18 protein-coding genes and 2 pseudogenes are annotated in these 25,144 nt (G+C 50.2%); 13 read left to right on the top strand and 7 right to left on the bottom strand.

The window, feature by feature from the left end:
* The first annotated feature begins 3 nt into the window (after positions 1-3).
* From ilvN to B9T62_RS01675, 4 genes are all read left to right on the top strand, one after another.
* The gene (gene ilvN, locus B9T62_RS01660; RefSeq protein WP_087920081.1) at positions 4-483 is read left to right on the top strand and encodes an acetolactate synthase small subunit; all 480 of its coding nucleotides are present in this window, start codon (positions 4-6) and stop codon (positions 481-483) included.
* Between the two features lie 179 nt (positions 484-662).
* On the top strand, positions 663-1,655 hold the full coding sequence (gene ilvC, locus B9T62_RS01665) for a ketol-acid reductoisomerase (RefSeq protein WP_087913682.1): 993 nt from the start codon (positions 663-665) through the stop codon (positions 1,653-1,655).
* 108 nt (positions 1,656-1,763) lie between these two features.
* Positions 1,764-3,296 carry a 2-isopropylmalate synthase gene (locus B9T62_RS01670; protein WP_087913683.1) on the top strand — a complete coding sequence of 511 codons (1,533 nt, stop codon included), beginning with the start codon at positions 1,764-1,766 and terminating at the stop codon, positions 3,294-3,296.
* Between the two features lie 236 nt (positions 3,297-3,532).
* A complete protein-coding gene (locus B9T62_RS01675) occupies positions 3,533-7,522 on the top strand; it encodes a collagen binding domain-containing protein (protein ID WP_087913684.1) in 3,990 nt (1,329 codons plus the stop codon).
* A 755-nt stretch (positions 7,523-8,277) separates the two neighbouring features.
* Here B9T62_RS01675 and B9T62_RS01680 read toward each other — a convergent pair.
* Both B9T62_RS01680 and B9T62_RS01685 read right to left on the bottom strand, forming a co-directional pair.
* Positions 8,278-9,423, bottom strand: a complete 1,146-nt coding sequence (locus tag B9T62_RS01680) for a response regulator (protein WP_087913685.1) — start codon at positions 9,421-9,423, stop codon at positions 8,278-8,280.
* A gap of 37 nt (positions 9,424-9,460) precedes the next feature.
* Complete coding sequence (locus B9T62_RS01685) at positions 9,461-12,547, bottom strand: ATP-binding protein (RefSeq protein WP_087920082.1); 3,087 nt, start codon at positions 12,545-12,547, stop codon at positions 9,461-9,463.
* 194 nt (positions 12,548-12,741) lie between these two features.
* Between B9T62_RS01685 and B9T62_RS01690 the strand changes: the two genes are divergently transcribed.
* Genes B9T62_RS01690 through B9T62_RS01705 form a run of 4 tightly spaced genes read left to right on the top strand, consistent with a single transcriptional unit; the run spans position 12,742 to position 15,341 of the window.
* Positions 12,742-13,266 carry an RNA polymerase sigma factor gene (locus B9T62_RS01690; protein ID WP_281257748.1) on the top strand — a complete coding sequence of 175 codons (525 nt, stop codon included), beginning with the start codon at positions 12,742-12,744 and terminating at the stop codon, positions 13,264-13,266.
* Positions 13,263-13,709, top strand: coding sequence for an anti-sigma factor family protein (locus B9T62_RS01695; RefSeq protein ID WP_157685400.1), 447 nt, complete (start codon positions 13,263-13,265; stop codon positions 13,707-13,709). Before B9T62_RS01690 ends, B9T62_RS01695 begins: the two co-directional genes overlap by 4 nt.
* Positions 13,710-13,733: 24 nt before the next feature.
* Positions 13,734-14,231, top strand: a complete 498-nt coding sequence (locus tag B9T62_RS01700; RefSeq protein ID WP_087913688.1) for a hypothetical protein — start codon at positions 13,734-13,736, stop codon at positions 14,229-14,231.
* 18 nt (positions 14,232-14,249) lie between these two features.
* Positions 14,250-15,341: a DUF4097 family beta strand repeat-containing protein gene (locus B9T62_RS01705; protein WP_087913689.1), complete on the top strand. Its 1,092-nt coding sequence runs from the start codon at positions 14,250-14,252 to the stop codon at positions 15,339-15,341.
* 76 nt (positions 15,342-15,417) lie between these two features.
* On the opposite strand, the pseudogene B9T62_RS01710 reads toward B9T62_RS01705, so the two are convergent.
* Positions 15,418-16,022, bottom strand: a pseudogene (locus B9T62_RS01710) (aldo/keto reductase).
* 194 nt (positions 16,023-16,216) lie between these two features.
* Between B9T62_RS01710 and leuB the strand changes: the two are divergent.
* The 5 genes and pseudogenes from leuB (at position 16,217) to B9T62_RS01735 (ending at position 22,026) form a co-directional block, all read left to right on the top strand.
* On the top strand, positions 16,217-17,299 hold the full coding sequence (gene leuB / locus B9T62_RS01715) for a 3-isopropylmalate dehydrogenase (protein ID WP_087913690.1): 1,083 nt from the start codon (positions 16,217-16,219) through the stop codon (positions 17,297-17,299).
* Positions 17,300-17,528: 229 nt separating this feature from the next.
* Positions 17,529-18,068 (top strand): peroxiredoxin, encoded by a 540-nt coding sequence (locus B9T62_RS01720; protein ID WP_087913691.1) that lies wholly within the window; start codon positions 17,529-17,531, stop codon positions 18,066-18,068.
* 237 nt (positions 18,069-18,305) lie between these two features.
* Positions 18,306-18,713: a hypothetical protein gene (locus B9T62_RS01725; RefSeq protein ID WP_087913692.1), complete on the top strand. Its 408-nt coding sequence runs from the start codon at positions 18,306-18,308 to the stop codon at positions 18,711-18,713.
* A gap of 413 nt (positions 18,714-19,126) precedes the next feature.
* Positions 19,127-20,230 carry an ATP-binding protein gene (locus B9T62_RS01730; protein ID WP_087913693.1) on the top strand — a complete coding sequence of 368 codons (1,104 nt, stop codon included), beginning with the start codon at positions 19,127-19,129 and terminating at the stop codon, positions 20,228-20,230.
* 279 nt (positions 20,231-20,509) lie between these two features.
* Positions 20,510-22,026, top strand: a pseudogene (locus B9T62_RS01735) (leucyl aminopeptidase).
* Between the two features lie 162 nt (positions 22,027-22,188).
* On the opposite strand, the gene B9T62_RS39850 reads toward B9T62_RS01735, so the two are convergent.
* The 4 genes from B9T62_RS39850 to B9T62_RS01750 all read right to left on the bottom strand — a co-directional run bounded on the left by B9T62_RS39850 (position 22,189) and on the right by B9T62_RS01750 (position 24,921).
* Complete coding sequence (locus B9T62_RS39850) at positions 22,189-22,335, bottom strand: hypothetical protein (RefSeq protein WP_169834308.1); 147 nt, start codon at positions 22,333-22,335, stop codon at positions 22,189-22,191.
* Between the two features lie 96 nt (positions 22,336-22,431).
* Positions 22,432-22,623, bottom strand: coding sequence for a FeoB-associated Cys-rich membrane protein (locus tag B9T62_RS01740; RefSeq protein ID WP_087913694.1), 192 nt, complete (start codon positions 22,621-22,623; stop codon positions 22,432-22,434).
* 46 nt (positions 22,624-22,669) lie between these two features.
* Positions 22,670-24,682 (bottom strand): ferrous iron transport protein B, encoded by a 2,013-nt coding sequence (gene feoB, locus B9T62_RS01745; protein ID WP_087913695.1) that lies wholly within the window; start codon positions 24,680-24,682, stop codon positions 22,670-22,672.
* Complete coding sequence (locus B9T62_RS01750) at positions 24,679-24,921, bottom strand: FeoA family protein (protein WP_245864305.1); 243 nt, start codon at positions 24,919-24,921, stop codon at positions 24,679-24,681. The genes feoB and B9T62_RS01750 overlap by 4 nt, the downstream gene beginning before the upstream one ends.
* Positions 24,922-25,144: the final 223 nt, after the last annotated feature.

The raw sequence follows: 25,144 nt of genomic DNA on the forward strand, positions 1-25,144 counted from the left end.
GTGATGAAGCATACGATTGCTGTACTTGTGAATGACCAGCCAGGGGTGCTGCAGCGGGTATCGGGATTGTTCGGACGACGGGGGTTCAACATTGAGAGCATCACCGTGGGACAATCCGAAGAAAGCGGCCTGTCGCGGATGGTTATCGTGACTTTGGGCGACCAGCATACGCTGGAGCAGATCGAGAAACAGCTATACAAGCTGATTGATGTCATTAAGGTAGTGGATCTGGGATCGAAACCGATGGTTGCCCGTGAACTGGCTTTGATCAAAGTCAAAGCCGATCCGGCAAACCGGCCGGAAATTATGGGTGTGGTTGATACGTTCCGTGCCTCTGTAGTAGATATCGGCAGCAATAGCATGCTGGTGCAGGTAGTCGGGGAGAGCCAGAAGATCGATGCCATAATCGATCTCATGAAGCCTTACGGGATCAAGGAGCTGTCGCGTACAGGAGTTACGGCAATGATCCGGGGCAATGCTTAACCGCCATATTTCAAGGCTTTAACGTATTGCTGCTGGTTTGCATTAATTCGAATAGACAATAAGCAATGACCCGCGAAAGAGCGGGGGCTTGAGGAGCGGCTTAGACTGACCGCATGAACAAGCTCTCCTGAAGCACCCGCTCTTTACGATGGGTCCCAAATTAAAGGAGGATATTGACAATGGCAGTGACAACGTACTATGAACAGGATGCAGAACTTAGCGTACTTAAAGGAAAGACAATTGCAGTAATCGGGTACGGTAGCCAGGGGCATGCCCAAGCGCAGAATCTGCGTGACAGCGGTCTTCAGGTGGTCATTGGCCTACGCGAAGGAAAATCGTTCGAAACTGCTAAAAACGACGGTTTCGAAGTGCTTCCGGTAGCTGAAGCAGTATCCCGTGCAGATGTAGTGCAAATTCTGATGCCGGACGAAACACAGGCATCCGTATATAAAAACGATATCGAACCGAACCTCAAAAGCGGTGCTGCACTGATGTTCTCCCATGGCTTCAACGTTCATTTTGGCCAGATTGTGGCGCCTAAGGATGCAGACGTGCTGCTGGTAGCTCCTAAATCTCCGGGTCACATGGTTCGTCGTACTTATGTAGAAGGCTTTGGCGTTCCTGGCCTGATTGCCATCGAGAAGGACGCTACAGGCAAAGCCAAGGAAATCGGTCTGGCTTATGCGAAAGGGATCGGCTGTACACGTGCAGGAGTTATTGAAACTTCATTCCGTGAAGAAACAGAAACGGATTTGTTCGGCGAACAGGCTGTTCTGTGCGGCGGGGTGTCTGAACTGATCAAAGCCGGTTTCGAAACACTGACTGAAGCCGGATATGCTCCGGAAATGGCTTACTTCGAATGTCTGCATGAGCTGAAGCTGATTGTGGATATGATCTATGAAGGCGGACTTGCCAGCATGCGCGATTCCATCAGCAACACTGCTGAATACGGCGACTATGTATCCGGCCCGCGTGTCATCACAAGCGAAACCAAAAAAGCGATGAAAGCTGTTCTGACCGACATCCAACAGGGTAAGTTTGCCCGCGACTTTATCCTGGAGAACCAGTCCGGACGTGCCTTCCTGACCGCTACACGCCGCAATGAGTCCACTCATCCGGTAGAAGTAGTCGGCGGCCAGCTGCGTGAAATGATGCATTGGATCAAGAAGTAATAGCTGATTCAAGAACAATAAATCAACCATAAGAGTACCCTCAAATGCGGCCGTGACTTGAACGAGCCGCATTTGTAGGTTCTGGCACAATCCCAGGAGGTGCTTGGCGTGCGGAAAATTTATGTCTTTGATACAACGCTGCGTGACGGAGAGCAGTCACCGGGTGTGAACCTTAACACACGTGAGAAATTGGAAATTGCCTATCAGCTGGAGAAGCTGGGGGTAGACCGGATGGAAGCAGGTTTCCCTGCGGCTTCTCCCGGTGACTTAGCTTCCGTGAACGCTGTGGCCCGGGCCATGAAGAACCTGACTGTAATCGGACTTTCCCGTGCGAGAGAGACCGACATTGACGCAGTCAAGGAAGCCCTGCAAGGGGCGGCAGATCCTTGCATTCATCTGTTCCTGGCGACCTCGCCTATCCACCGCCAGCACAAGCTGCGCATGGATAAGAATCAGGTGCTGGAGACGGCTCAGGCCTCCATCCGGTATGCCAAGAAATATTTCTCGAAGGTAGAGTTTTCCCTGGAGGATGCGGGACGTACAGAATATGATTTTCTGGCCGAAATGGTAGGCATGGCTGTCCGTGAAGGGGCCAACGTGATTAACATTCCCGATACTGTAGGTTATCTGTACCCTTCGGAGTACGGGGCGATCTTCAAGTTCCTTAAGGAAACGGTGCCTGACATTGACCGCGTGCAGCTCAGCACACACTGTCACAACGATCTGGGGATGGCTACAGCGAATGCATTGGCCGCGATCCAGAACGGTGCCGACCAGATTGAAGGGACGATCAACGGAATCGGGGAGCGTGCAGGCAATACCGCGCTGGAAGAGGTGGCAATGGCGCTGGAGACACGCAGTGAGTTCTTCGGGGCCAAAACCTCGCTGGTCTTGTCCGAAATTTCCCGCACCAGCCGTTTGGTCAGCAAGCTGACGGGGATGGTTGTGCCTGGGAATAAAGCAATTGTGGGCGCCAATGCATTTGCCCATGAATCCGGCATTCACCAGGACGGCATGCTGAAGGACAAAACAACCTATGAGATTATGACTCCCGAGACGATCGGGCTGAAGGAAAGCAAGCTGGTGCTCGGCAAGCACTCCGGCCGGCATGCCTTCCGCGACAATCTGAAGGAGCTGGGTTATGATCTTTCGGAAACGGAATTAAATGCAGCCTTCGCCAGATTCAAGGATCTCGCAGACAAGAAAAAAGAGGTGTCGGATGAGGATATTCTGGCACTGATTGAAGACAAATTAATCGACACACCGGAAACCTTCAGCCTGCAGACGATCTATGTGACTTATGGCAATGAAGCGACGCCTACAGCCAAGGTTATCATTAATGGACCGGAGGCACAGCCGATTGTGGCGGATGCGGAAGGAAATGGTTCGGTAGATGCGATCTACAACGCCATCGATAAGGCTACGGGTGAAGAGGTCACGCTTGGCGATTATTCCATCAAGGCCGTCAGCCACGGCAAAGACGCGCAGGGTGAGGTTCACGTAGTCTTGTCACAAGGTGGAGTAGCAGCACAGGGCCGTGGACTCAGTACCGACATTCTCGAAGCCAGTGCGCGGGCATATCTGGATGCGCTGAACAAGCTGATTGAGAAGCGCAAGACCGCTGTGCCGCAGGATCAATAATATATTGGAAATTATAGACCGCTTTGCCTATGGATTCATTCCATTAGGTAAGGCGGTTTTTTTGTGGATGGTCTGCAGAACCTCCTTATCAGAAATTTCAGTGACATTTTGCATACCTTATTCGGTGAAAGGTGACAGATTAAACAGATCTGTTCAGTTTATGTACATGTGGCAATTGTACTGTTAACAACAGGTCTTTAATAATACTGGAACCGAAATGGAGGCGTCTGGAAGGCATGATGAAAAAAAGATTGGCAGCTATACTTGTGGCAGTTCTGCTCATAACGCAATGGTCTTATGCGTGGGGTCCCTTGTCACAGGCAACGGCAAAGGAGATTGAGAGTAACATTATTACCAGTGTAACTATGGCAGTATACGAGGCGGATAAAGTAACTGTAGTTACCGATGCCGTTTATGAGCAGGGTGCCAAGGTGAAACTGAATTATGAGTGGGAGCTGCCCTATGGAGGGGAATACAAGTCAGGGGATACCTTTGCTTTTGCCTTGCCGGCAGCCTTTGAATTGTTTAATGATATCGAAGGGCCCCTGATCTTCGGTGATATAAATGTGGGCAGCTTTGTGGTACATCAAGATACCCACCAGGTGGTCATGACATTTAATCAATTTGTAGAGACACATCAGGATATCCGCGGAACATTGCAGTTGGAAACGAAATTTGATAAGGCTACCATTCAGGGCAGCACGATTCAGGAGATCCTGTTTCCAATTCGAGGTGGAGAATACAAGGTCAGCCTGAAATTCAAACCAGACGTTCAGAATCTGATAGAGAAAAAAGGGGTTCCTGCCGGCGATAACGCAGGTAATCTGAACGCTGAACAGATCAAGTGGACGGTCGATGTGAACAAGGTTGTAGATAATGTCTATAACGCTGAAGTTACTGACCAGATTCCTGTTGGTCTTGGCAAACCGTATGATATTAAGGTTTATCGCGCCGAAGTGAACCTGAAGGGTGAATATACGAATACGACTCCAATTCAGGAAGGCACGGATTATACAACAAGTGTAACCAACGAAACGTTAAAAGTGAATTTTACGGGTTCTCCGATTAAGGATGCTTACCGCATCGAGTATACAACGGATATTATTGACCCAACTCATCACACTACCTTTGTAAACAAAGCGACCTTTACAGGCAAAGACTATACACCTGTATCAGCTGAAGCAACGGTGTCCGTGGAGCATGGGGCACTGCTGAATAAATCTACTCCCCGTCATGACACCGCTACACGGGTGACTTACTGGGAGATCGATTACAACTATGGCGAAACTGAAATTGCTGCTGCCGATGCAGTGCTGAGCGATTATTTCAGTGATTCTCAGGAGCTTTTGCTGGATTCAGTGGAAGTGTATGAGGTCGACTTCAAGGATTCCAAGGCTGGAACTGAACGGGCCAAGCTGACGAAGAACACTGACTATACGATTACTGCTCCTGCTCAGTTCAATTCGAATGAGCTTCAGACAGAGAGCTTTCAATTGGACTTCAAGAATGATATCACTAAAGCCTACAAGATTAAATATCAGACCCGGACGCTTGACCGGGTAGAGGGTGAAGTGAAGCTTAAGAATACCGTCTACACTGGTACAGAGCACAAGTCTGTCGGGCGTGATCTGAATCAGGTAATTCTGAAGAAGTCCTGGAGCAACGCCGACTACAATAAACATACAGTGGATTGGAAGATAAGTCTTAATGAAGACAGTCATGTCATGAACGATGTGGAGATTACTGATTCATTCCCGACCGGCGGGCTGAAATTTATTCCTGGCAGTCTGCAGATCCGCGACAAGAATAATAACCTGCTCTCCGCTGCGAGTTATGAGCTGGTGTATACCAAACCTCTTGTTGAGAACAACGGATTTGTGATTAAGTTCAAAGTTCCGGTCACCGGACCGCTTACTGTTGGCTACCAGACGGAGTTTAACAATGATTGGCTAGAGAGTAATGGCACAGCCTACAACTGGGTAACAGGAGATGCCAAATTCACCAATAAAGCCGAGCTCGACTGGGTTGATCCTGCTGAACCTTCGGTCACCAAACATTTGACAGCCGAAGCTACGTTTAATCCGGACGAAAAGGTGAAAAAGAATGGCTACAAAAACGGCTCTTATAATCCAGCATCCAAACAAATAAGCTGGGAAATTGGCCTGAACTATAACAGCAAACCGCTGCAAAATGCTGTTCTGACCGATGTGATTCAAAGCAACCAGCAAATGGAGAAAAGCTCAATTAAGGTTTATGCGCTGACGATTTCGGAGAATGGAACTCCGCAACAGGGGAATGAGCTGAGTTCCACGCTGTATAAAGTGGAGTATGACGAAAGCAGCAAACTGCTGAAGATAAGCTTCAATAATCCAATCAGCACCCCTTACCTAGTGAAGTTTACCACCAGCCTTAAGGGTCAGCTAACCGAAGATAAAACCATTTCCAATACAGCCAAGCTGCTGGATGGGACAAAGGCTGTATCCAAGGATCTGACAGCTACTGTGACAATCCCCTATGGCGGCGAATATGCCGAGAAAAGCGGAGTGCGCAGCGGCAGCAAAGTCAACTGGACGATTCATATCAACCGCAATCAATCCTATGTGCAAAATGCCGTTATTACAGATGAAAGCAGCAGTAATCTGATGCTTCTGCCATCCTCCTTCCATCTGTATAATACTCTGAGAGAAGAGCTGGTGAAAGACAAGGACTATTCTCTTGCCATAACTACCGATGAAGTAAGCGGCAAGCAGACCTTTGTGCTTAAATTCCACAAGGCTATTGAAGAGGTTTATGTGCTGGAATATCAAACACTTTTTGCTGTAGAGAAAGAGGGAGAAGAAGTCACCAACACCGTGGAATTTACGGGCGATGGAGTGAAAAAGGACGTAATAAAAACCTCCAAGGTCATCATTAACGGGATTTCCGGCGGATCAGGCACAGGCAGCGGGGTAAGAAGCACACTAAGTGTCCTAAAAGTGGATGACCAGGATGACAAAAAGCTTCTAGCAGGTGCTACCTTTGTTCTGTACCGCTTATCAAGCTCGGGACGCGATGAAGTGGAAACTGTCATAACAGATGCCACAGGAACTGCCAAATTCAGCAATCTGTGGTCAGGAAACTATGTACTAGTCGAGACTGCCGCACCGAAAGGATACATTCTCGACAAAACGGAGCGTCAGGTTACACTTAATTCAACGACTGTCTACACAGTGAAGAATAAGTCTGTAGTAGTACCTACGGCAACACCGGTATCGCCAACGCCAGTACCGACGGTATCGCCAACGCCAGTACCGACGGTATCGCCAACGCCAGTACCGACAGTATCGCCAACGCCAGTACCGACGGTATCGCCAACGCCAGTACCGACGGTATCGCCAACGCCAGTACCGACGGTATCGCCAACGCCAGTACCGACGGCAACACCAACGCCAGTACCAACGGTATCGCCAACGCCAGTACCGACGGCAACACCAACGTCAGTACCAACGGCAACACCAACGCCAGTACCAACGGTAGCGCCAACGCCAGTACCGACAGCAACACCAACGCCAGTACCAACGGCAATACCAACGCCAGTACCAACGGCAACACCAACGCCAGTACCGACGGTAGCGCCAACACCGGTGCCAGATCCTTACTATCCTACTTGGCCGACTGTTACACCATCAACCGTACCGGGAGTTGTTGGGACACCAGCTCCATCCGCTACGCCTGAAGTAACAACTACACCTTCTGTAGCTCCTGTGCCATCGGCTACACCAGTACCGCCGATTGCGAGCAGCACGCCTGCGGTACCGCAGAACACCACACCGCCGGTTCAGCCTACGGAAACGGTGACTACGGTTGAAGAGGTACCGATTGAGGGCGAAATCCCCTTGGGCGGGATTCCGAGTATAGGAGATCAACCGTCGAATGGCAAAGTGATTCTTACTCCCGATGGGAAATGGGTTTACACACCAAATCCTGGATTTACCGGGAAAGATCAATTCACAATTGTGGTGACGGATGAAGACGGAAATGAAGAAGAAGTTCTTATAGAAATTGATGTAGAGGAAGTACCGAAAGGTACAGTGACAGATACTCCAGAAGGAGACGGACTGCCAGCAGCAGTCCTGCCGAAGACCGGAGAAGAAAGTGCATGGTTGATTTACTTATCAGGGGCTGCTCTCATTATTCTCGGTTTGGTGCTGAGCAGAAGATTCAAGCGCAGTGACAGCTCCAAATAAGAGAGAAGTTTTCCTCAATACAAAACCAGCAAGCCTCCGAATTAACGGGGCTTGCTGGTTTTTCATTTATTGACCCCCATGGCACCACGGAGGAATGATATCTCAGAGCGGAATGTATAGGCGAAGTAGGGACGGTTGAGTGATATTCCTGCGAGTATACATCTTTTTTAGCGAAAGTCTGTTTGAACAAAACGGAATACCTGCGAAAATAGTTACTACTTAGGACTCCTTATAAAAAGATTTACGCAGATTCTGTTCCATCTTTAGGGAGCCGAACAATTAGTTGCGAAACTGCATCTATTTAACCGATTTTTTCCGTTTTGGAGGAAATAAGTGCGAAAACGCATCTATTTTAGACTTTTGACCGTTCCAGAGTGATTTACTCGAAATTAGTTGCAGATTTGCACTTATTTGCCTGCAAATGGACGTTTCGGCTGAATTTAGTTGCAGTTTCGCATCTAATTACTCGGAAGGCTTCAGGGCAGACTCTAAATCCTGGCTGGAACCTAAGTAGTAACCGAAAATACATCTTTTAGCTTATATATCGCCTTTTTCGATGGATACACTCTGAAGTACCTGTATTTTTGCAGGAATATTCGTTTATAGGCTCGACTTCTCTGATAAACCTGCACGCTTGCAGGTTTTCCTTTAAGACTTAAGATTCCCACGCCGCTGCACGAGCTGCTGAGGAATAATAGCACACGTGATCTCAGGGCGGATTGTATAGGTTTTGAAGGAGAGAAGCGTATTCCCTATTATCGCTGCTCTTGGTATTTCAGCTTCCACTGGTCATACCAGCTCTGGACATTGGCGGGAACTGCTACACCCAGTTCATCCTTTAGCAGTTTAGCAAGCATGCGGTATTGCTCTTCTACAGCGGAGCGGTCACCGATACTGGTGTAAGCCTTCATTAATCCCAAATGGCCCTGTTCGTAATACGGCTGCAGCTCGATGACTCTCTGGTAGACCGTTATCGCTTCAGGAATTCTTCCGCTTCCTGTATAGAACTCAGCCAAACCCATGGCATGATGCAGCCATATGCTGCTTAGGCGCTGCCGCTCGCCTTCCGCCCATAAATAATCGTAATCAGCAAAATAATCGCCTATATAGAAATCGAACAGTCGCTGATGCTCCTCCATATTGTCAGCCATAATCGAATGCAGGGCATGGATGCCCATCTCCCATTCGGTAACGTCCAGCAGCAACGGGCCGGAATGCAGCGTATAACCTTCACCGCCGCTGAAATTGGTAATTTGCAGGTCGATGTCGCCCTGCTTCAGGCATTGTCTGACCTGATAAATCGTTGTATAGAGATGAGTTGAGGCTTTTTTGCGTTCGAAGTCTGGCCAGAGCATTTCCAGGAGAATATCCTTACTGACAAAACGGTTGCGGTTATGCAGCAGATAGGCGAAGAGCTCCTGGGCTTTGGAGGTACGCCAGCGAATGCTCAGCAGCGGCTGTCCGCCGCGCTCAAACCTGAGGGATTGGAAACAACGCAGCATAGTCTGCTGTTCCTGTTGCAAGCTAAGCGTGGTCGGCTGGACTCTGGATTTCAGGCGCTGTACAGTTTTGAGCAGACGTTCCCGCAATACAGGCTTCAGAATATAATCAAGTGCGCTCAGTTCGAAGGCTTCTATGGCATAGCTGTTATAGGCAGTAACAAAAACAATGTCCGCAGAAGGACAAATCTCCTGCATAAGTTCAGCCGCCTGCAGACCATTGATCTCGGGCATGTCGATATCCAGGAAAATCACGTCAGGTTTCCACTGCGCCAGGCAGCGGATTGCCTCGGATGGGTCAGTATAAGCTGCAACAACCTCTACAACTGCCGACTCTTTAAGCATAAGCTCCAATTTCATCAGAGCCAGCCGCTCGTCGTCCACCAATATGGCCTGAATCATGGTATCCCTCCTTTTGTTTATTGGCTGTCCTGCTGTGCTAATGGTGCGAAATCACTGGAGGAACTGTAAATACAACCCTGGTCCCCTCATCAGGGCGGCTCCAAATCTGCAGCCCGCTGCGATAGGCGCGCAGCAGGCGCCGATGTGTGTTCAGCAGTCCGATTCCCCGGTCTATGGCCGGGGGATCATCAAGCAGTGTCTGCAGCTGATCCAGGGTCATTCCTTTGCCATTATCTGAAATGGTGACTTCGAAGCCATTTTCAGGGGAGCCGGTAACGGCAATATGGACGTTACCTCCCCGGGAACGGTTAAGAATTCCGTGGCGAACCGCATTCTCTACAAGCGGCTGGATGGTAAGCGGAGGCAGCAGGAAATATCCTGCATAATCCAGCTCCCACGTAATGTCCAGCCGCTCTACGAAGCGTTCCTTCTCAATGTAGAGATAAGTGCGGACCAATTCCAGCTCGCGTTCAATCGGAATCAGAGGCTCGGCATTCAGGAAATTAAAGCTTAGGCGCAGATAGGTGCTGAGGGCGTCGATCATACCCAGCATTTTCTCCGTGTCCAAGGAAGCCAGCGCTGATATCGCATTTAAGGTGTTGAACAGAAAGTGGGGCTGGATCTGCGCCTGCAGATAGGCGGCCTCCAGTCTCAGTTGCTTGTGAACCGATGACTTCAGCTCCGTTAATGAAGCTACCCTTGCCCGTAATTCGATGGCATTAACCGGCTTGCTGACATAATCATTGGCACCTGCCTGGAAGCCGGCTAGCATATCCTGCGGTTCGCTGCGTGCGGTAAGAAGCAGGACTGGCAGATCTGTGACAGAGTAATGCTCGCGAATGATACGGGTCAGCTCGTAGCCGGACATGCCAGGCATCATCACGTCGGAAATAACCAAATCCCACTGTTCAAGTCCCAGTCTGGATAGGGCTTCAGCGCCGCTTGTGGCAGTATGAATCTCGTGATGGTTGGCACGCAGTATGCCGGAGAGCACTCTCAGGTTAACCGGATCATCGTCAATCGCCAGCACTCTGACGGTATCTGCTGCTGTTTTCATGCTTGCTGCCGGTGCTGCGGGCAGGGAAACAGCAGCTTCATTATATACATTCCCAAGAAGCGGTGGGGTCATTGAAGAGCTCTCTGTGTCACTGGCAGCACTTATTCCGGCAAGCGGGAGCGTAAAGGTGAACACCGAGCCTGCGCCAAGTTCAGAGGTTACGCTTAAGGTTCCTCCTTGAAGCTCGACCAGCTGCTTGCAGATGCTTAGTCCCAGGCCAATGCCGCCCCCTATGCCCGTTATGCTGGAATCTCCCTGCTCATAGGGGAGGAATATCCGGTTGCAGGTCTCGGCGTCCATTCCGATGCCCGTATCCATTACGTGAATCCGGGCGGTTTGCCGCACCGCTTCCGCCTGAATGGATACGGTGCCTTCCGGCGTATATTTAACCGCATTCTGCAGCAGGTTGAATAGGATCTGGATCACTCTTTTCTCATCACCGACAACCGGAGGGAAGGCGTCCGCGATATCCATCCGCAGCTTCAGCGGTTTGCCGTCTGTCATGAATCGCAGCATATCAAGCACACCAGAGGCCAGAGACTGGATCTGGATCGGGCCCGGCTGTAGCTGCAGGCTGCTCTCCCTCAGCTGAGACAAGTCCAGCAGATCATTCAGCAGCAATGACATTCGCCGTCCTACGGTAATCAGCAGCTCCAGATTAGCAGCGTTCTCTGTGCGAAGCGAATCCTGCTCACTCTCAAGAACACTCTGGGCGATATTAATGATGCCATGCAGAGGGTTCCTCAGCTCATGAGACGTATTGGCGAGAAAATCATCCTTTTGCTTGATGGCCCGGGTGAGATGTTCGGCCAGTTTGGCGGTCTGCTCGGCATTCCAGAAATAACGCCTGAACCAGAACGTGGCGAAGCCCAGGAAGGCGACAATCAGATCAAAGGGGTAAAAGGTTATGCCGAGCGGCGAGAAATTTTTGATTACTCCCCATAATGTACTGCTCGTAATACTGGCTGCTGCCAGCAGAAGGAACACAGCGCCATCTTCTTTCTGCTTCAAGGAACTGAGAATCAGCATAAACACACTGACGGACATGGCAAACAGCAGCAACAGATATATAAGGCTTACTGCCCCGAACAGCTTGTTATTAAAAGGCACGATTATGATCAGGAGCGTAAACAGCGCAGACAGAAGAGTCAGAAGGTTTACCGGCTGAAGCCGGACACTGGAGAACAACAAATGCTTGCCCAGTTGAAGCATGAAAACAAAAGTGCCCAGATAAGCCAGCAGCATAAGCTTGGTGGAGAATCCCAGGCTCAGCGGGAGCCAGACCTGCAGCAGCTTGTCATCGTCAGACAATATGCTGACGGTAGCACAAATGACCATAAGGGAAAAATACAGCAGCACCTTCTGCCTGGGGCTTATCAGATAGAGAATGACAGCGTACAGTCCATGGAGCATCAGCACAATACAGACCATCAGCTGCATCCCAATAGAGAACATGCGCTCTTTGTTAATTGCCGCCTCCGTACCAAACAGCACAGGCCTCAGAATTCCTCCGTCGTTCTTGTTGTCATAGTTGGCCGTCTGGATTCTTATATCCAGCTCACCCGTGGCTGTGGTCAACGAGGCTGAATACGGAACGTCACTGGCCTTATACAGTGCTCTACGCTCAGCTGGTGTTCCCGAATTTCCCAGCAAACGTCCATTCACATACAGCTGGGACGAGGTTTGAATCCCTGATAAGATGAAACCAAAGGATTGTTCGCCGGGGTCGGTGAGAATCCGCAGGCGGTAGGTAGCATAACCATAAGCATTCTCTCTGTCAGTCCAGGCTGCCGTGGTCCAGCTCCCGGGTACATGAAGAAAAGACCTGCCGGTTGGTGCTGTCGCGGATAAGCCGGATGATGAAGGGAGCCACTGTGAAGGATAGAACTCCCATTCACCGTTTAAAGATAAGATGCGGTCCTCCAGCCCCCCGTTACGCAGATCAAGCACCCCTTTGACAGGGTGAGCCTGCTCGGGGAGAGGATGAAACTGGGACCATAAGAGCCGGAAGCCGGTCAGACCCAGCAGAAATAACACAAGGATAAGTATTAGTTTTCTGTTTGTCATAATAATTAACAGTAATTCGCCGGGAAACGCCAAAAACCTTCTGTATATCTATGCTTTAAAGGATTGGAAACGTCATAAATCAGAACTGAGAATATTTTTAGAAAAAATTAAATAATGTTGCAGGGAATTTATTAAAGGCGGCGTCTAACTTTATGTAACTGGAGGAGGGGAGAAAGCTGGAAGAGGCAGAGTGGATTACAGCCGTGCTTGGCGGTCATCAAGAGGCCTTTGGCCATTTGGTGACGCGCTATCAGGGCATGGTGTATAGAGTGTGCTACAAAATTACAGGAGAAGCCGAATCGGCCAAAGATATGGCCCAGGAGGTTTTTATCAAAGCATATAAGGCGCTCCCCGCTTTCCGAGGGCAATCTACCTTCTCCACCTGGTTGTACCGGATCGCTTACCGAACCTGTCTGGACTGGAAACGGGCCAATGACCGGGAATGGAAGCACCGCAGCACCTCCGATTACACAGAAAATGATTGGGTGACGATGCAGACGCCAGAGCAGGTAGCGCTTCATAAAGAAGCATCGCTGGAGCTGGACGAGAATGTAAACAGCCTTGCCGAACCGTACCGGTCGGTCGTGCAGCTGTATTATTTTCAGCGTCATTCCTATCAGGAAATTGCTGATCAAAAGGGAGTTTCGGTGAAGACCGTGGAATCACAGCTGTACCGCGCCAGACAAATGATGCGTAGGATTGGGGAGGAATGGCGATGAATTGTGCAACAGTGAAGGAATGGATCCCCCTGTATATCGATGGTTTGCTGTCTCCCGAAGTGGAGCAGAGTGTCCGGCTTCACATGATGACCTGCCCTGATTGCGCCCATTGGCTGGATGAAGCCAGAGAAATGGCGGAAATATGGTCCGAGATGGATCGTGACAGAAGCCTGCAGAATGATATAGATGTGCCAGACCTTACCGCAGGTGTGATGGCTTATATCGGCAAGCTGGAGAACGGACGGCGCGAACGCGCTGCTACCGTCACTATGGCCAGACGTCGTACCATGCCAAGAACCTCCTGGGTTCATTATGGCGTCGCGGCCTGCCTTACGGTGATCCTGGTCCAGTTCGGCGTATTTGAGAATTTAGCTTATGGCATTACCGAAATCAACGGGCATATGTCAAACACCGTTAGCGCGTGGTTTGGCCCGGGCAGATAAATACACTTTTTAGGAGGATATTTCATGATTAAGAAAAAACGTTGGCTTACTTTTATGCTTGCAATGATTCCCGGTGTGGGTCACTTGTATCTCAATTTCAAAAAGCAGGGTGTGCAGTATATGCTTGGCGCATCCTTGTGCATTATCTTCATCCCGCAAGCGCCGATGATCTTTCCGTTTGCACTGGCGGCATTATGGTTCTACCAGCTGTTTGATGCGCTGCAGAAGGCTACCTGGATGAAGCTGGCTGCCGCCGAGCATGAACGGATGATGTATCATCCAGACAGCTTCGGAGCGCCATGGGCATTCGATATGCACTCGGCTCCGGGTTACCCGCAGGAGGATATCAGTCCGGCCTGGTTGGGAATGGGCTGTGTGGGTGCAGGTGCACTGCTGCTCTGTATGACCGTTTTCCCGGGTCTTTGGAGACTGCTGACCCAGATCAACATTGGCACCATCCTGCTCTCCCTCGGACTAATCGGATACGGACTGCGGATGCTGAAGAATAACTCAAGAGCGTAGAGAAATGGGGATTTGGTCATGGGGAGATGGAAAACTGGCAGTTTCACTGCTGCGATAGGCTGTATAGCTACAGGTGCGATTATTGTAATGGCTCAATACGATGTGATTACCTATGAAGCGCTGGGATATCTATGGCCCGCCTTGCTGATCCTGCTGGGGATGGAGATGCTGATTCGGCTCTTCATCAAATCGGACGTCAAGAACCACGTGAGCGGCTGGGCGATTGTGCTGATTATTCTACTGGTCGGCGCCAGCGGAGCGCAGACACTGCTGGCAGGCGGACCGCTTAGCAGTCTGCTTGGCAATACACATCTGGTTTCACTCAGCAGCAGTGTGGAGATTACAGATGGTCTAAAGAACGTGAAGATTTCCATCCCAAACGGAAGGGTAAAGATCGAGGGGACAGACGGAGACACGCTTGATTATGAAGGCAGTCTGCTGTTGCCGGGAAGCACCGAAGCCGATGCCAAGGCTGAGCTGGAGAAGAAATGGAAGGTTCATACAGAAGGGGATACGCTGATTCTGGAGCTGGAGGGACAATCCAATTGGCTAAACGGGATTAATATCGGCTTCGTCAGCAAAAGTCCGTATCTGAATCTGAGCATCCCGGAGAATTTGGCTGTAGAGCTGGATACCGAGGATGGTTCCATCGAAGCGTTCGGCCTGCACTCGGGAGCCGATCTGGAGACTAGCAACGGCACGCTGGATATTCATGATATGGCAGGCGGATTGACAGCAGACACAAGCAACGGCACCATGTCGGTACAGAATATTAAAGGCGGTGCGAAGCTCGTCAGCTCCAATGGAGCCATAACGCTCAGCAATGTGGATGGCGCAGTGACTGCGAAGAGCAGCAACGGCAAAATCACAATTAATTCGGCAGTGACCGGTGACTGGAAGGCCTCTTCAAGCAACGGCAAGATTGTCTTCTCCTTGCCGGCAGTGACGAATGCGAAGATTACAGCCGAAACCAGCAGTGGTTCCCTTAGCGGCAATGTGCCTTGGGATCGTGACGGTGACAACAAAGGCACGGCACAGCTGGGCAGCGGAACTTATACAGTGGAATTATCCACCTCTAATGGAAGTGTGGCTGTAGACACAGCTGAATAGAAGAATTAAGTGAGCAGTCTTCCGGCAGAATAGATCGCCGGAAGACTGCTCACTTTCATATTGGCTTAACCGTATATTACCAGGCGTAGGCTTTGGGAGCCTCTCCCCCTGGTCCGGGGAAAATCTCATCCAGCCGCTTCAGCACGGACTCGTCCAGCGCAACCTCAAGGCTGCGTAGAGCGCTTTCGAACTGCTCCAGCGTGCGCGGCCCGATGATTGGCGCTGTAACCGCCGGGTTGGCCAGCAGCCAGGCCAAGAGCGATGTTGTCCTGCGGTTCGCCAAGCTCCTGGCTTAAGCTGGCGAAAGCCTCCAGGGGATAATCCCCAGCCCCAGGAACCCGCGGGCTTTGGCTTCCTGCTGGGCGAGGGCAATATCCCAGCCGGCAAAATTGCTCGACCCGACGTAACCAATCTTGCCTTGGCTCACAGCCAGCTCAAAAGCGGCCCACAGCTCGTCCCAGGATACGCTGCGGTCTACATGATGCATCTGGTACAGCTCGATATGATCGGTCTGTAGACGCTGCAGAGAGCCTTCCAGGTGGCGGCGGATAATATAGGAGGAGAGGCCAGATTCATGATCCGAAAAGCTTCCTTCTCATCGGTCTGCGGCCCGAAATTCATTGTGCCCAGACACAGGCGGCTGACTTTCATCCCTGACTTGCCAAGCTTCGTGTATTGCACCTCGCCATCACTCCTTCACTATCTAATTGTAACCATCTTGCGCAATCAGGGCAAATTCGGCTGATTCTGATGTTATAGGCTCCGCCTATCAGCTCAATAGTATCTATATCTTTGTCGTTTGTGCTTTCGTGTGATACAACAGTATACAGAAGAACTATGTCTGCGAAACGCAGAACTACAGAGGAGTGACGGGAATGAGCGAGGTTAAGAAGATTGCCGTAATTGCCGGAGATGGCATTGGACCGGAAGTTGTGGCTGAAGCAGAAAAAGTATTGAAGGTAATAGAATCGGTATTCGGCTATGCATTTGAAACCGAGCATGCGCTGTTTGGAGGTATCGCTATAGATGAAAGAGGGACGCCGCTGCCGGAAGACACGCTTAGCATCTGTAAAGCGGCTGACGCGGTTCTCCTGGGAGCTGTCGGCGGTCCGAAGTGGGACAACAACCCGAAGGAGCTGCGTCCTGAGACTGGGCTGCTCGGCATCCGCAAGGCGCTTGGATTGTTCTCAAACCTGCGTCCTGCTGTAGTATTTGATTGCCTGAAGGATGCTTCGACACTGAAGCCCGAAGTGCTGGAAGGAACAGATCTGATGGTTGTGCGTGAGCTGACCGGAGGCATCTACTTCGGTGAGAAGCTGCGCCGCCAAGGGGAGTTCGGTGAAGAGGCTGTCGACACCTGCGTTTATAATGTTGTGGAAATAGAGCGGATTGTCCGCCAGGCGTTTGAAATTGCAGGCAAACGCCGTAAGAAGCTGGCCAGCGTAGATAAGGCGAACGTACTGGAAACTTCCCGCTTATGGCGTGAGGTGGTCAATAAGCTTGCCCCGGAATATCCGGATATTGAACTGGAGCATGTGCTTGTCGACAACTGCGCTATGCAGCTGCTCCGCCGCCCGTCCAGCTTCGATGTTATCGTAACCGAGAACATGTTCGGCGATATCCTCAGCGACGAAGCAGCGATGCTGACCGGCTCAATCGGCATGCTGGCGTCGGCCTCGATGGGCGAAGGCAGCTATGGCCTCTATGAGCCCGTACACGGCTCCGCGCCTGATATCGCCGGACAAGGTCTGGCGAATCCGATTGCAACGATTCTCTCGCTGGCGCTGATGTTCCGCCTGACCTTCGGCTATGAAGACGCAGCTGCGGCCATTGAAGCGGCTGTGGCCGAGGTGTTGGATGCCGGACACCGGACCAGCGACATCGCTGTGAACAAAAGCACGGCCATCAGCACCACGGAGATGGGCGACCTGATCGCTGCCGCAATCCGCAAAGCCTAGTTAGCCATTGCTGCCTTTGAATGAGTGACGCACATAAGAGAGAAATGTCACAGAAAGTTGCTTATTTATAATTATTATAAAAAAGTAATGACTGTAATATTGACTTTAATTTTGTACGATGATAACATTTGGTTTATACCGGCAAGACGGTAACTATCTCGTAGATCAAGAAGAGCATAACGTTTGAACGTTGATGTTTTTCTTACATATTCAAAGGAGGATTTAAGCAATGGCAGAACGTTTGGTAGGTAAACCGGCTCCTGATTTCACAATGGAAACAGTATCAGGTGACGGACAGGATTTCGGTAAAGTAAGTTTGTCCGACTATCGCGGTAAATGGCTTGTATTCTTCTTTTATCCGCTCGATTTCACTTTTGTTTGTCCTACTGAAATTACAGCACTTAGCGACGCAGCAGCAGATTTCGCAGAGCTGGATACTGAAATTCTCGGCGCAAGCATTGATTCGATCCACAGCCACAAGGCTTGGCTGACTACACCTAAGGATTCCAACGGCCTTGGCCCAATCAACTTCCCGCTGGCCGCTGACATCACGAAGAAGGTTGCCAGAGACTACGGCATCCTGATTGAAGAAGAAGGCATTGCCTTGCGTGGATTGTTCATCATTGATCCGGAAGGTGAACTGAAATATCAAGTCGTTAACCATAACGACGTAGGCCGCAGCGTAGAAGAAACTCTGCGTGTGCTCCAGGCACTGCAATCCGGCGGTTTGTGTGCTATGAACTGGAAGCCAGGCGACAAGAATCTGTAATTCCTGATCTGTCCTTCGGGGATCTTGATCTTTGAGAACTACTAATGTGGAACCTCCTTGCGGGAGTATTTGCTCGCAAGGAGGTTTTTTGCACCAAAAGATCACTCCTTACAAGAAATCGCGTTTGAAAATGGGCTGTAAGAGTTAATATATACCTTAAAGGAGAGGAATCTCCAAGCTCATTATGTAATACAATAATACCAAAACAACGGAAATTACCAAGGAGGGTGAACAATCATGAGCTATTGCTGTGGAGCGAGTATGGTAGGAACAAAGGGAACCCTTAAACATTATCGCACGCAAGTCCATAATGTTCCCCTGCTTTTTTGTCCGGTATGCCACCGGGTAGAGGTTCATTACAAGGTTGAGAATGAGTATGAGATTCTGGCCGAATATGCACATGGCGACGGAGTGACGGATGTGGACTTTCAGGATTATGTGATGGAGGACGAGACAGCCATCTTCGAGAATGTAATCAATGTGGAGAGCGAAGACCCGTTGGCCATTATCCGCAGCCAAATTGACATGTCGCTTGATTTGCTGGCGGTAGCCAAGCAGATTGGCGATACCAAGTGGGAGCGGGAGCTTAAGAAACGGCTGGCTGTAATGAGTCAACGCCGCCACCGTTTGCAGCAGAAGGCCTAACTCCGGAAGCTAATTCCGGGCCTTGATTCTTTAGATTGCCTTACTGAAAGCCTCCGCGCAAGCGGAGGCTTTTTTTAGGATAGCAAAGCCATTTCTATTTGGCCAAATACGTTGTAGACCATTCCGAGTGGAATAATTAATGGTGTTATATGGATATAAAGGGTAATATAGTCAGTTTTGAGTAAAAATTAGTGTGTCTTAGGAATCATTTTAATATTTTTTTTAGGATTCGACACTTTCTCTGATTGCGTTGTCATCCCTACTTGGATATGATTGGAATATAGTTGAAACGGTTGGATAATCCCATGCGAATACCGAATGTTCTGGCGGCTTCGTCATATACTCAAATACATAGTAATTTGATGTCGCTTAAGCGTCTTCGTCAAATGCAGTAAAAGGGGGAACTTGGTATCGTGATAAGCCAATATCAGGAAGGTTTGCTCGTAGAGACAAGTACATTTCAAACAAGGGAAATTGACACGACCTATGAAAATGTTCTGGAGAACATTGACAGCGGAATCATGCTTTTTGACGAAGAAGGCGTTCTCTGCTTTGTGAACAAGCATATGTACCGGATGCTCGAAATGAACCTCTTCGCGCTCAAAGGCTGTACCCTGCCTCATTTATTGTCTCATGTTCAGATTAGCCGTTTCAAGAAGAAACAGATGCTGCGCAGTTACCGGGAGATGGTATGCAAGGGGAAACCCAATTATGAATTTATAGATGAATTTGGACGCTACTGGCGGGTCTCGTTGATCAGTGGTGAACAAATGAAAGGTCAATATTTATTTACCGTTAAGGAGATTTCAGATTACAAGCTGATCGAGCAGACCGCTTACCAGAATGACAGCTTGGCTATGCTGGGCAAGCTTGCTGCATCCATTGCCCATGAGATTCGCAATCCCCTGACCGCGATCCGCGGTTTCATCCAATTGCTGCATCCGCATCTGCATCAACTGGGCAAGGCGGAATACGCGAAGATCATTCTGGCCGAGATAGACCGTGCCAACGATATTATTCATGAGTTTCTGACCTCTTCGAAACCTTCCGTACCCCAGGTGGGTATGATTCCGGTTTCGGCTCTGTTGAAGGAGGTTGTATTACTGACCGAAAGTGAAGCGCTGATGAAGGGTTGCCAGATTTATCTACACCCGTTGCAGTCGGATATGGTGATCTCCGGAGATGTTAAGCAGATGAAGCAGGTAGTGCTTAATATGATCAGAAATGCCATGGAGGCCATCTCCGAGAAGGTTGATGATCTGCCGGGCAAGATCGAAGTCGGGGCAAGACGTGAAGGCGCAGAGGTTCGGATTGATATTTCAGATAATGGCAAAGGAATGGATATTTGTACGCTGGACAGGTTGTTCAGCCCCTTCTTCACCACCAAGGAGAGTGGGACAGGTCTTGGACTCTCTGTCAGCGACCGCATCATCAAGAATCATGGCGGCTGTATCTCCGTCAGCAGCAAGGTGGATGAAGGAACCCGGTTTGTCATCTCGTTGCCTTTGATCCAGTAGGGGCAAGAATAATCATAAACGAAGCTGATTTTGGCATAGGTATCAACTATGCGGGAATCAGCTTTTTTGTGTAAATATAAGAATTTATAGGTTGCACGCTATAATTTATCCTTCTATTTCTCGCAGAAACGGATGCCTGAAAGCGATACGTAGAGTATCGCTGCTTCGGAAGCATACGCTTTGCAGAGGACGGCGAAGCCGTTTCTTCTTGTGCTTATGCTGTTTCTAGATGTGATACAATGGGAAGAATGTTTTTCAGACATAGATGGAGGTCAGCTAATGAACATTCAGTACAGCAGTGGAGCGGAAATTTCCACGCTTAAAGCAGATGCGCTCGTTCTGACCATATCCGAGCAAGAGGTGGAACAAGGCGGTCTGGGGCCTGCCTGGGATTCGATCCTCAGAGGATTGGGAGCAGCGGGGCTGTTCACAGGCAAGCTGAATCAGACCTATATTGTGCCGCTGGAGAATCACCCCGGCTTTCCTGTGCTTATTCTGACCGGCCGGGGCAACGCGCTGCTTACGCTTGAGGAAATACGCCGAATGGGAGCGGGGACCGCACGTGCCGCCGGCAGAATTAAAGCGCAGACGCTTGTTATTGTACTGCCGCAGCAGAGAATGCTGCTTGAGGCAGAGCCAGAAACCGCGCAGGCCTCGGAAGAAGCGTATGCCTGGACAGAAGGCCTGTTATTGGGTTCTTACCGCCGTAAGCATTACAAGCAGGAGCAGCCGCCTGAGCGGGGCACTGTCCATGTTACGTTCCATAAGGAGCAAGCCATGGATGAGGCGGAGGCTTCTGGCTGGGCACAGGGAATTAAACGTGGAACGGCATTCGGAGAAGCGGTCAATCTGGCGCGTGTTCTGACGAATATCCCCGGCAATCTGCTGACGCCTACAGATCTTGCCATTGCAGCGATTGAGGTCGCCGAACGTCATGGCTTCCCGGCAGAGGTGCTGGATGAACGGGAGATTGCGGACAAGGGAATGGGCGGTCTGTTGGCCGTCGGCAAGGGCAGCGTGAATCCTCCGCGCATGATAGTGATCCGCTATCAGGGAACCGGCGTATGGGAGGATGTCATAGGACTTGTCGGGAAAGGGATTACTTTTGACTCCGGGGGATTTCCCTCAAAAGAGCTCCGGGAATGGAAGACATGATCAGCGACATGGGCGGTGCGGCAGCGGTGCTTGGAGTGATGGAGGCCATTGGGCAGCTGCGCCCGCGAATCAATGTAGTGATGGTGATTCCGGCCGCAGAGAATATGCCATCTGCCAGTGCTTTTAAGCCTGGAGATGTAGTAACTTCACTCAGTGGCCGGACCATTGAAATCCTGAACACCGACGCCGAAGGTAGGATTGTGCTGGGTGATGCGATCACTTACGCCAGAGCATGGGGGGCGGGTCAGATTATAGATGTAGCCACCCTGACCGGCGCTGTAGTGTCCATATTGGGAGATGTTGCTACAGGTGTGGTCACCAATGACGAAGCTTTCCTGCAGGAGCTGCTGGCAGCCTCTGTACATGCCGGAGAACAAATCTGGCCGCTGCCGGTGTATCCTGAATTTCGGGAGCTGCTTAAGAGTGAAGTTGCCGATGTTCGCAACGCGGCGGGCAGATTCGGCGCCGCTTCTACGGCCGGGTTGTTCATCGGCCAGTTTGCGGAAGGCCTGCCATGGATTCATCTGGATATTGCGGGAACCGCATTTCTCTCCAGAGAGCGGGGAGTGAACCCCAAGGGCGCAAGCGGGGTAATGGTCCGCTCCATACTTGAGCTGCTGCTGCACCGGAGCGGAAGCTGAGAACAAGCAAAGGCTGCCGTATCTGCAGATGTAATCTGCGGACATGGCAGCCTTTCACAGAAACGGATGCCGCCTCTCACGGAGGACGGCGAAGCCGTTTCTTCTTGCTATCTTGTCTTGGCTTGTCTGATTAAATGAACGTTCCTGTTGGCAATACCTGCTTTAGAGGATACCGCCGGATTTCTTAGACTTTACCTGTGAAGCGAAAGATTGAATGCCATTCATAATCTTGTCACGTGTGCTTTTGTTCTTCAGCAGGTACACAGCACCCAATGCTGCGGTAGTAAATAACGTTTTTTTGGTTTTCATAGTTATTACCTCCTTGGTATGGTCTGGCTGCAGTTGCTTATAACAAACATACCCGTAAACTATAAAATTTAAACCTTATAAACGTCATAACCCGCGTTAGAGGGTCTTGCCCTTACTGTTGTCAGCTGGGGCTGACGAGCAGGAAAAAGGAGAATCCAGCGCCGCGCCCGGACAGGTTTTGCCTTTATCACAGCCTGCGCAGGCCCCTTCTTTGCCCTTCTGTACATGTCTGTATAGGATCCATCCCGAGTAACCAAATATAAGTGCCGCTATTATAATGTTTATCATTGCCCATCCCCGCTTTCCATCAGGAAATCTTTGAACTCCTGCCTAGCTATGACCATCCCAGTAATCGTCCGCCCTGGAAAATAATTAGTGATACAATATACGCCAGCACCAGGGAATAGCCTATGGAGAAGAAGGTCCACTTCCAGGAGGCCGTTTCCTTCTTGATAACGCCCACGGTGGCCAGACAAGGAATATAGAGCAGGATAAAGGCCATGAAGCTGATGGAGCTGAGCGGTGTGAAGACCTGTGAAATCTGATGCTCCAATCCAACCGAGTCAGGGGCGTGATAGATAATATTCATGGTGGAGACTACAACCTCCTTAGCCAGGAAGCCAGGAACCAGGGTGGAGCCGGCCTGCCAGGTTCCAAATCCCAGCGGCTCCAGCAACGGGGCGATGAACCCGCCGAATTTGGCCAGGTAGCTGTAATCCATCTCCACATCCAGCCCGCCGGGTCCGGCGTACGACATTAGCCAAATGATGACTGAGCCAGCGAGGATGATCGTTCCCGCTTTACGCAGGAAACCTTTGCCTTTCTCCCAGGTGCTGCGGGAGAGAGTCTTCAGCTGTGGCATGCGGTAAGGCGGCAGTTCAATAACAAAAACAGAAGATTCATTCTTGAACAGGTACTTAGAGAATACCTTGCAGAGCACCAGCGCGAGCACAATGCCCATCACGTACATGGACAGCACGGCCGTTGCCTGCTGTGACGGGAAAAATACGGCTGCGAACAGTGCATAGACCGGAAGTCTTGCAGAACAGGACATCAGAGGCATCAACAGCGTGGTCAGCATCCGGTCTTTGGGCTGTTCAATGCTGCGGGCAGCCATGATGGCAGGCACATTGCAGCCGAAGCCGATAATAAAAGGAATAAAGGCTTTGCCGTTCAGTCCCATCCGTTCCATGATGCTGTCCATCAGCAGGCAGACACGCGCCATATATCCTGAATCCTCAAGGAAGGAAATAATCAGGAACAGGATGAAAATCTGCGGCACAAACACCAGAACCCCGCCAACGCCGCCGATTATTCCATCTACGATAAGCGCATGTATGAAGCTGGACGCTCCCATAAACTGCAATAATGCTGTGGTTCCTTCGCTGATAGGCCCGGTGATAAAGCCGTCTAAAAGGTCGGATAAGGGTCCGCCTGCCCAGTCAAAGGTCGTTTTGAACAGAACATACATAAATACGATAAAAAGCGGCAATCCGAGAAAACGGTGGGTCAGCAGAGAATCCAATCGTTCGGTCAGGTTGTGGGGCTTCTGTTCTTCCGTATTCATTACTTCCAGGCAAATGGAGTGGATATATTCCATGCGAGTTGAACGAATCCATTGGGGGAGCGTCAAGGCCAGTTTTTTTATCTGTAATTCGCTCTGGCAGGTATCGCAGAGGGCAATCAGCTTGGCGGTATCGGTGCGAGTCTTTAGAAATTGCAGGATTACCGGGTTCTGCTCCATCAGCTGCAGTGCCACCCAGCGGTGGTTGGGCAGGTTGGGAACGGCAAGCAGCTCTTTCTGGATTGCCGAGAGCGCCTTCTCTACAATATCGCCATAATCCAGCTTGAAGCTGGAAGGCGGAATGGCTGCTGATTTCTCAAGCATACTCAGCATCTGTGCGCTACCTTTGCCTGTTCTGGCTATCAGTGGGAGGACGGTGACGCCCAGACGGGATTGCAGGATTTCGTGGTTCAGCTTGATTCCGCGGGCATTGGCCACATCGATCATGTTCAGACCCAGAACTGTAGGCTTGCCATATTCAAGAAGTTGGAGTGTAAGCAAAAGATTGCGCTCCAGCTGGGACGCATCGACGATGTTGATCAGGGTTTCCGGTGATTCTTCAATGAGATAGCCTGCGGCCACGCCTTCATCACGGGAGAGCGGGTGAAGGGAGTAGATACCTGGCAGATCAATCAGATGGCCTGCGCCATTCTTCAGGCTGCCGATTTTTTTCTCCACGGTTACGCCTGCCCAGTTGCCAACATACTCATAAGAAGAGGTCAGTGTGTTGAACAGCGAGGTTTTGCCGGTATTGGGGTTGCCTACGAGTGCTGTAGAGCTCATGATACGTTCACCTCAATCCGTGAAGCTTCCTTGCGGCGAATGGCAAATAGCTGGCCGTTGCATTCCAGAGTTACCGGCCCGAAAAAAGGCGCTTTCCCCTTGAGACAAATGGTGACCCCTTCTGCGACTCCCAGATCAGCGAGCCGACGGCGCAGTATCGGATCGATTCCTTCTATTCTATGAATTGAGCCGGTAGTACCCAGTTGTAATTCCATTAAAGAGAAAGGTGCAGCTGCCATTTTCAATCACTCCAAAAGAGATTGAGAATCAATCTCAACTATTTTCTTGTAATGTAGCATGTGCATTGTTTTTTTACTGTGATTAATGTCATTGAGAATTACCTGTAAAAACAATATGAAAACAACCTGAAATATTCTTTACAATTTATCTTTCATTAAAGTATGATTAAACGATAATAAATGCATAGTAAAGCTATGCGTGCGGCAATATCGATTGCTACAG

This window comes from Paenibacillus donghaensis, from assembly GCF_002192415.1.
In the GTDB taxonomy this organism is placed as follows: domain Bacteria; phylum Bacillota; class Bacilli; order Paenibacillales; family Paenibacillaceae; genus Paenibacillus_AQ; species Paenibacillus_AQ donghaensis.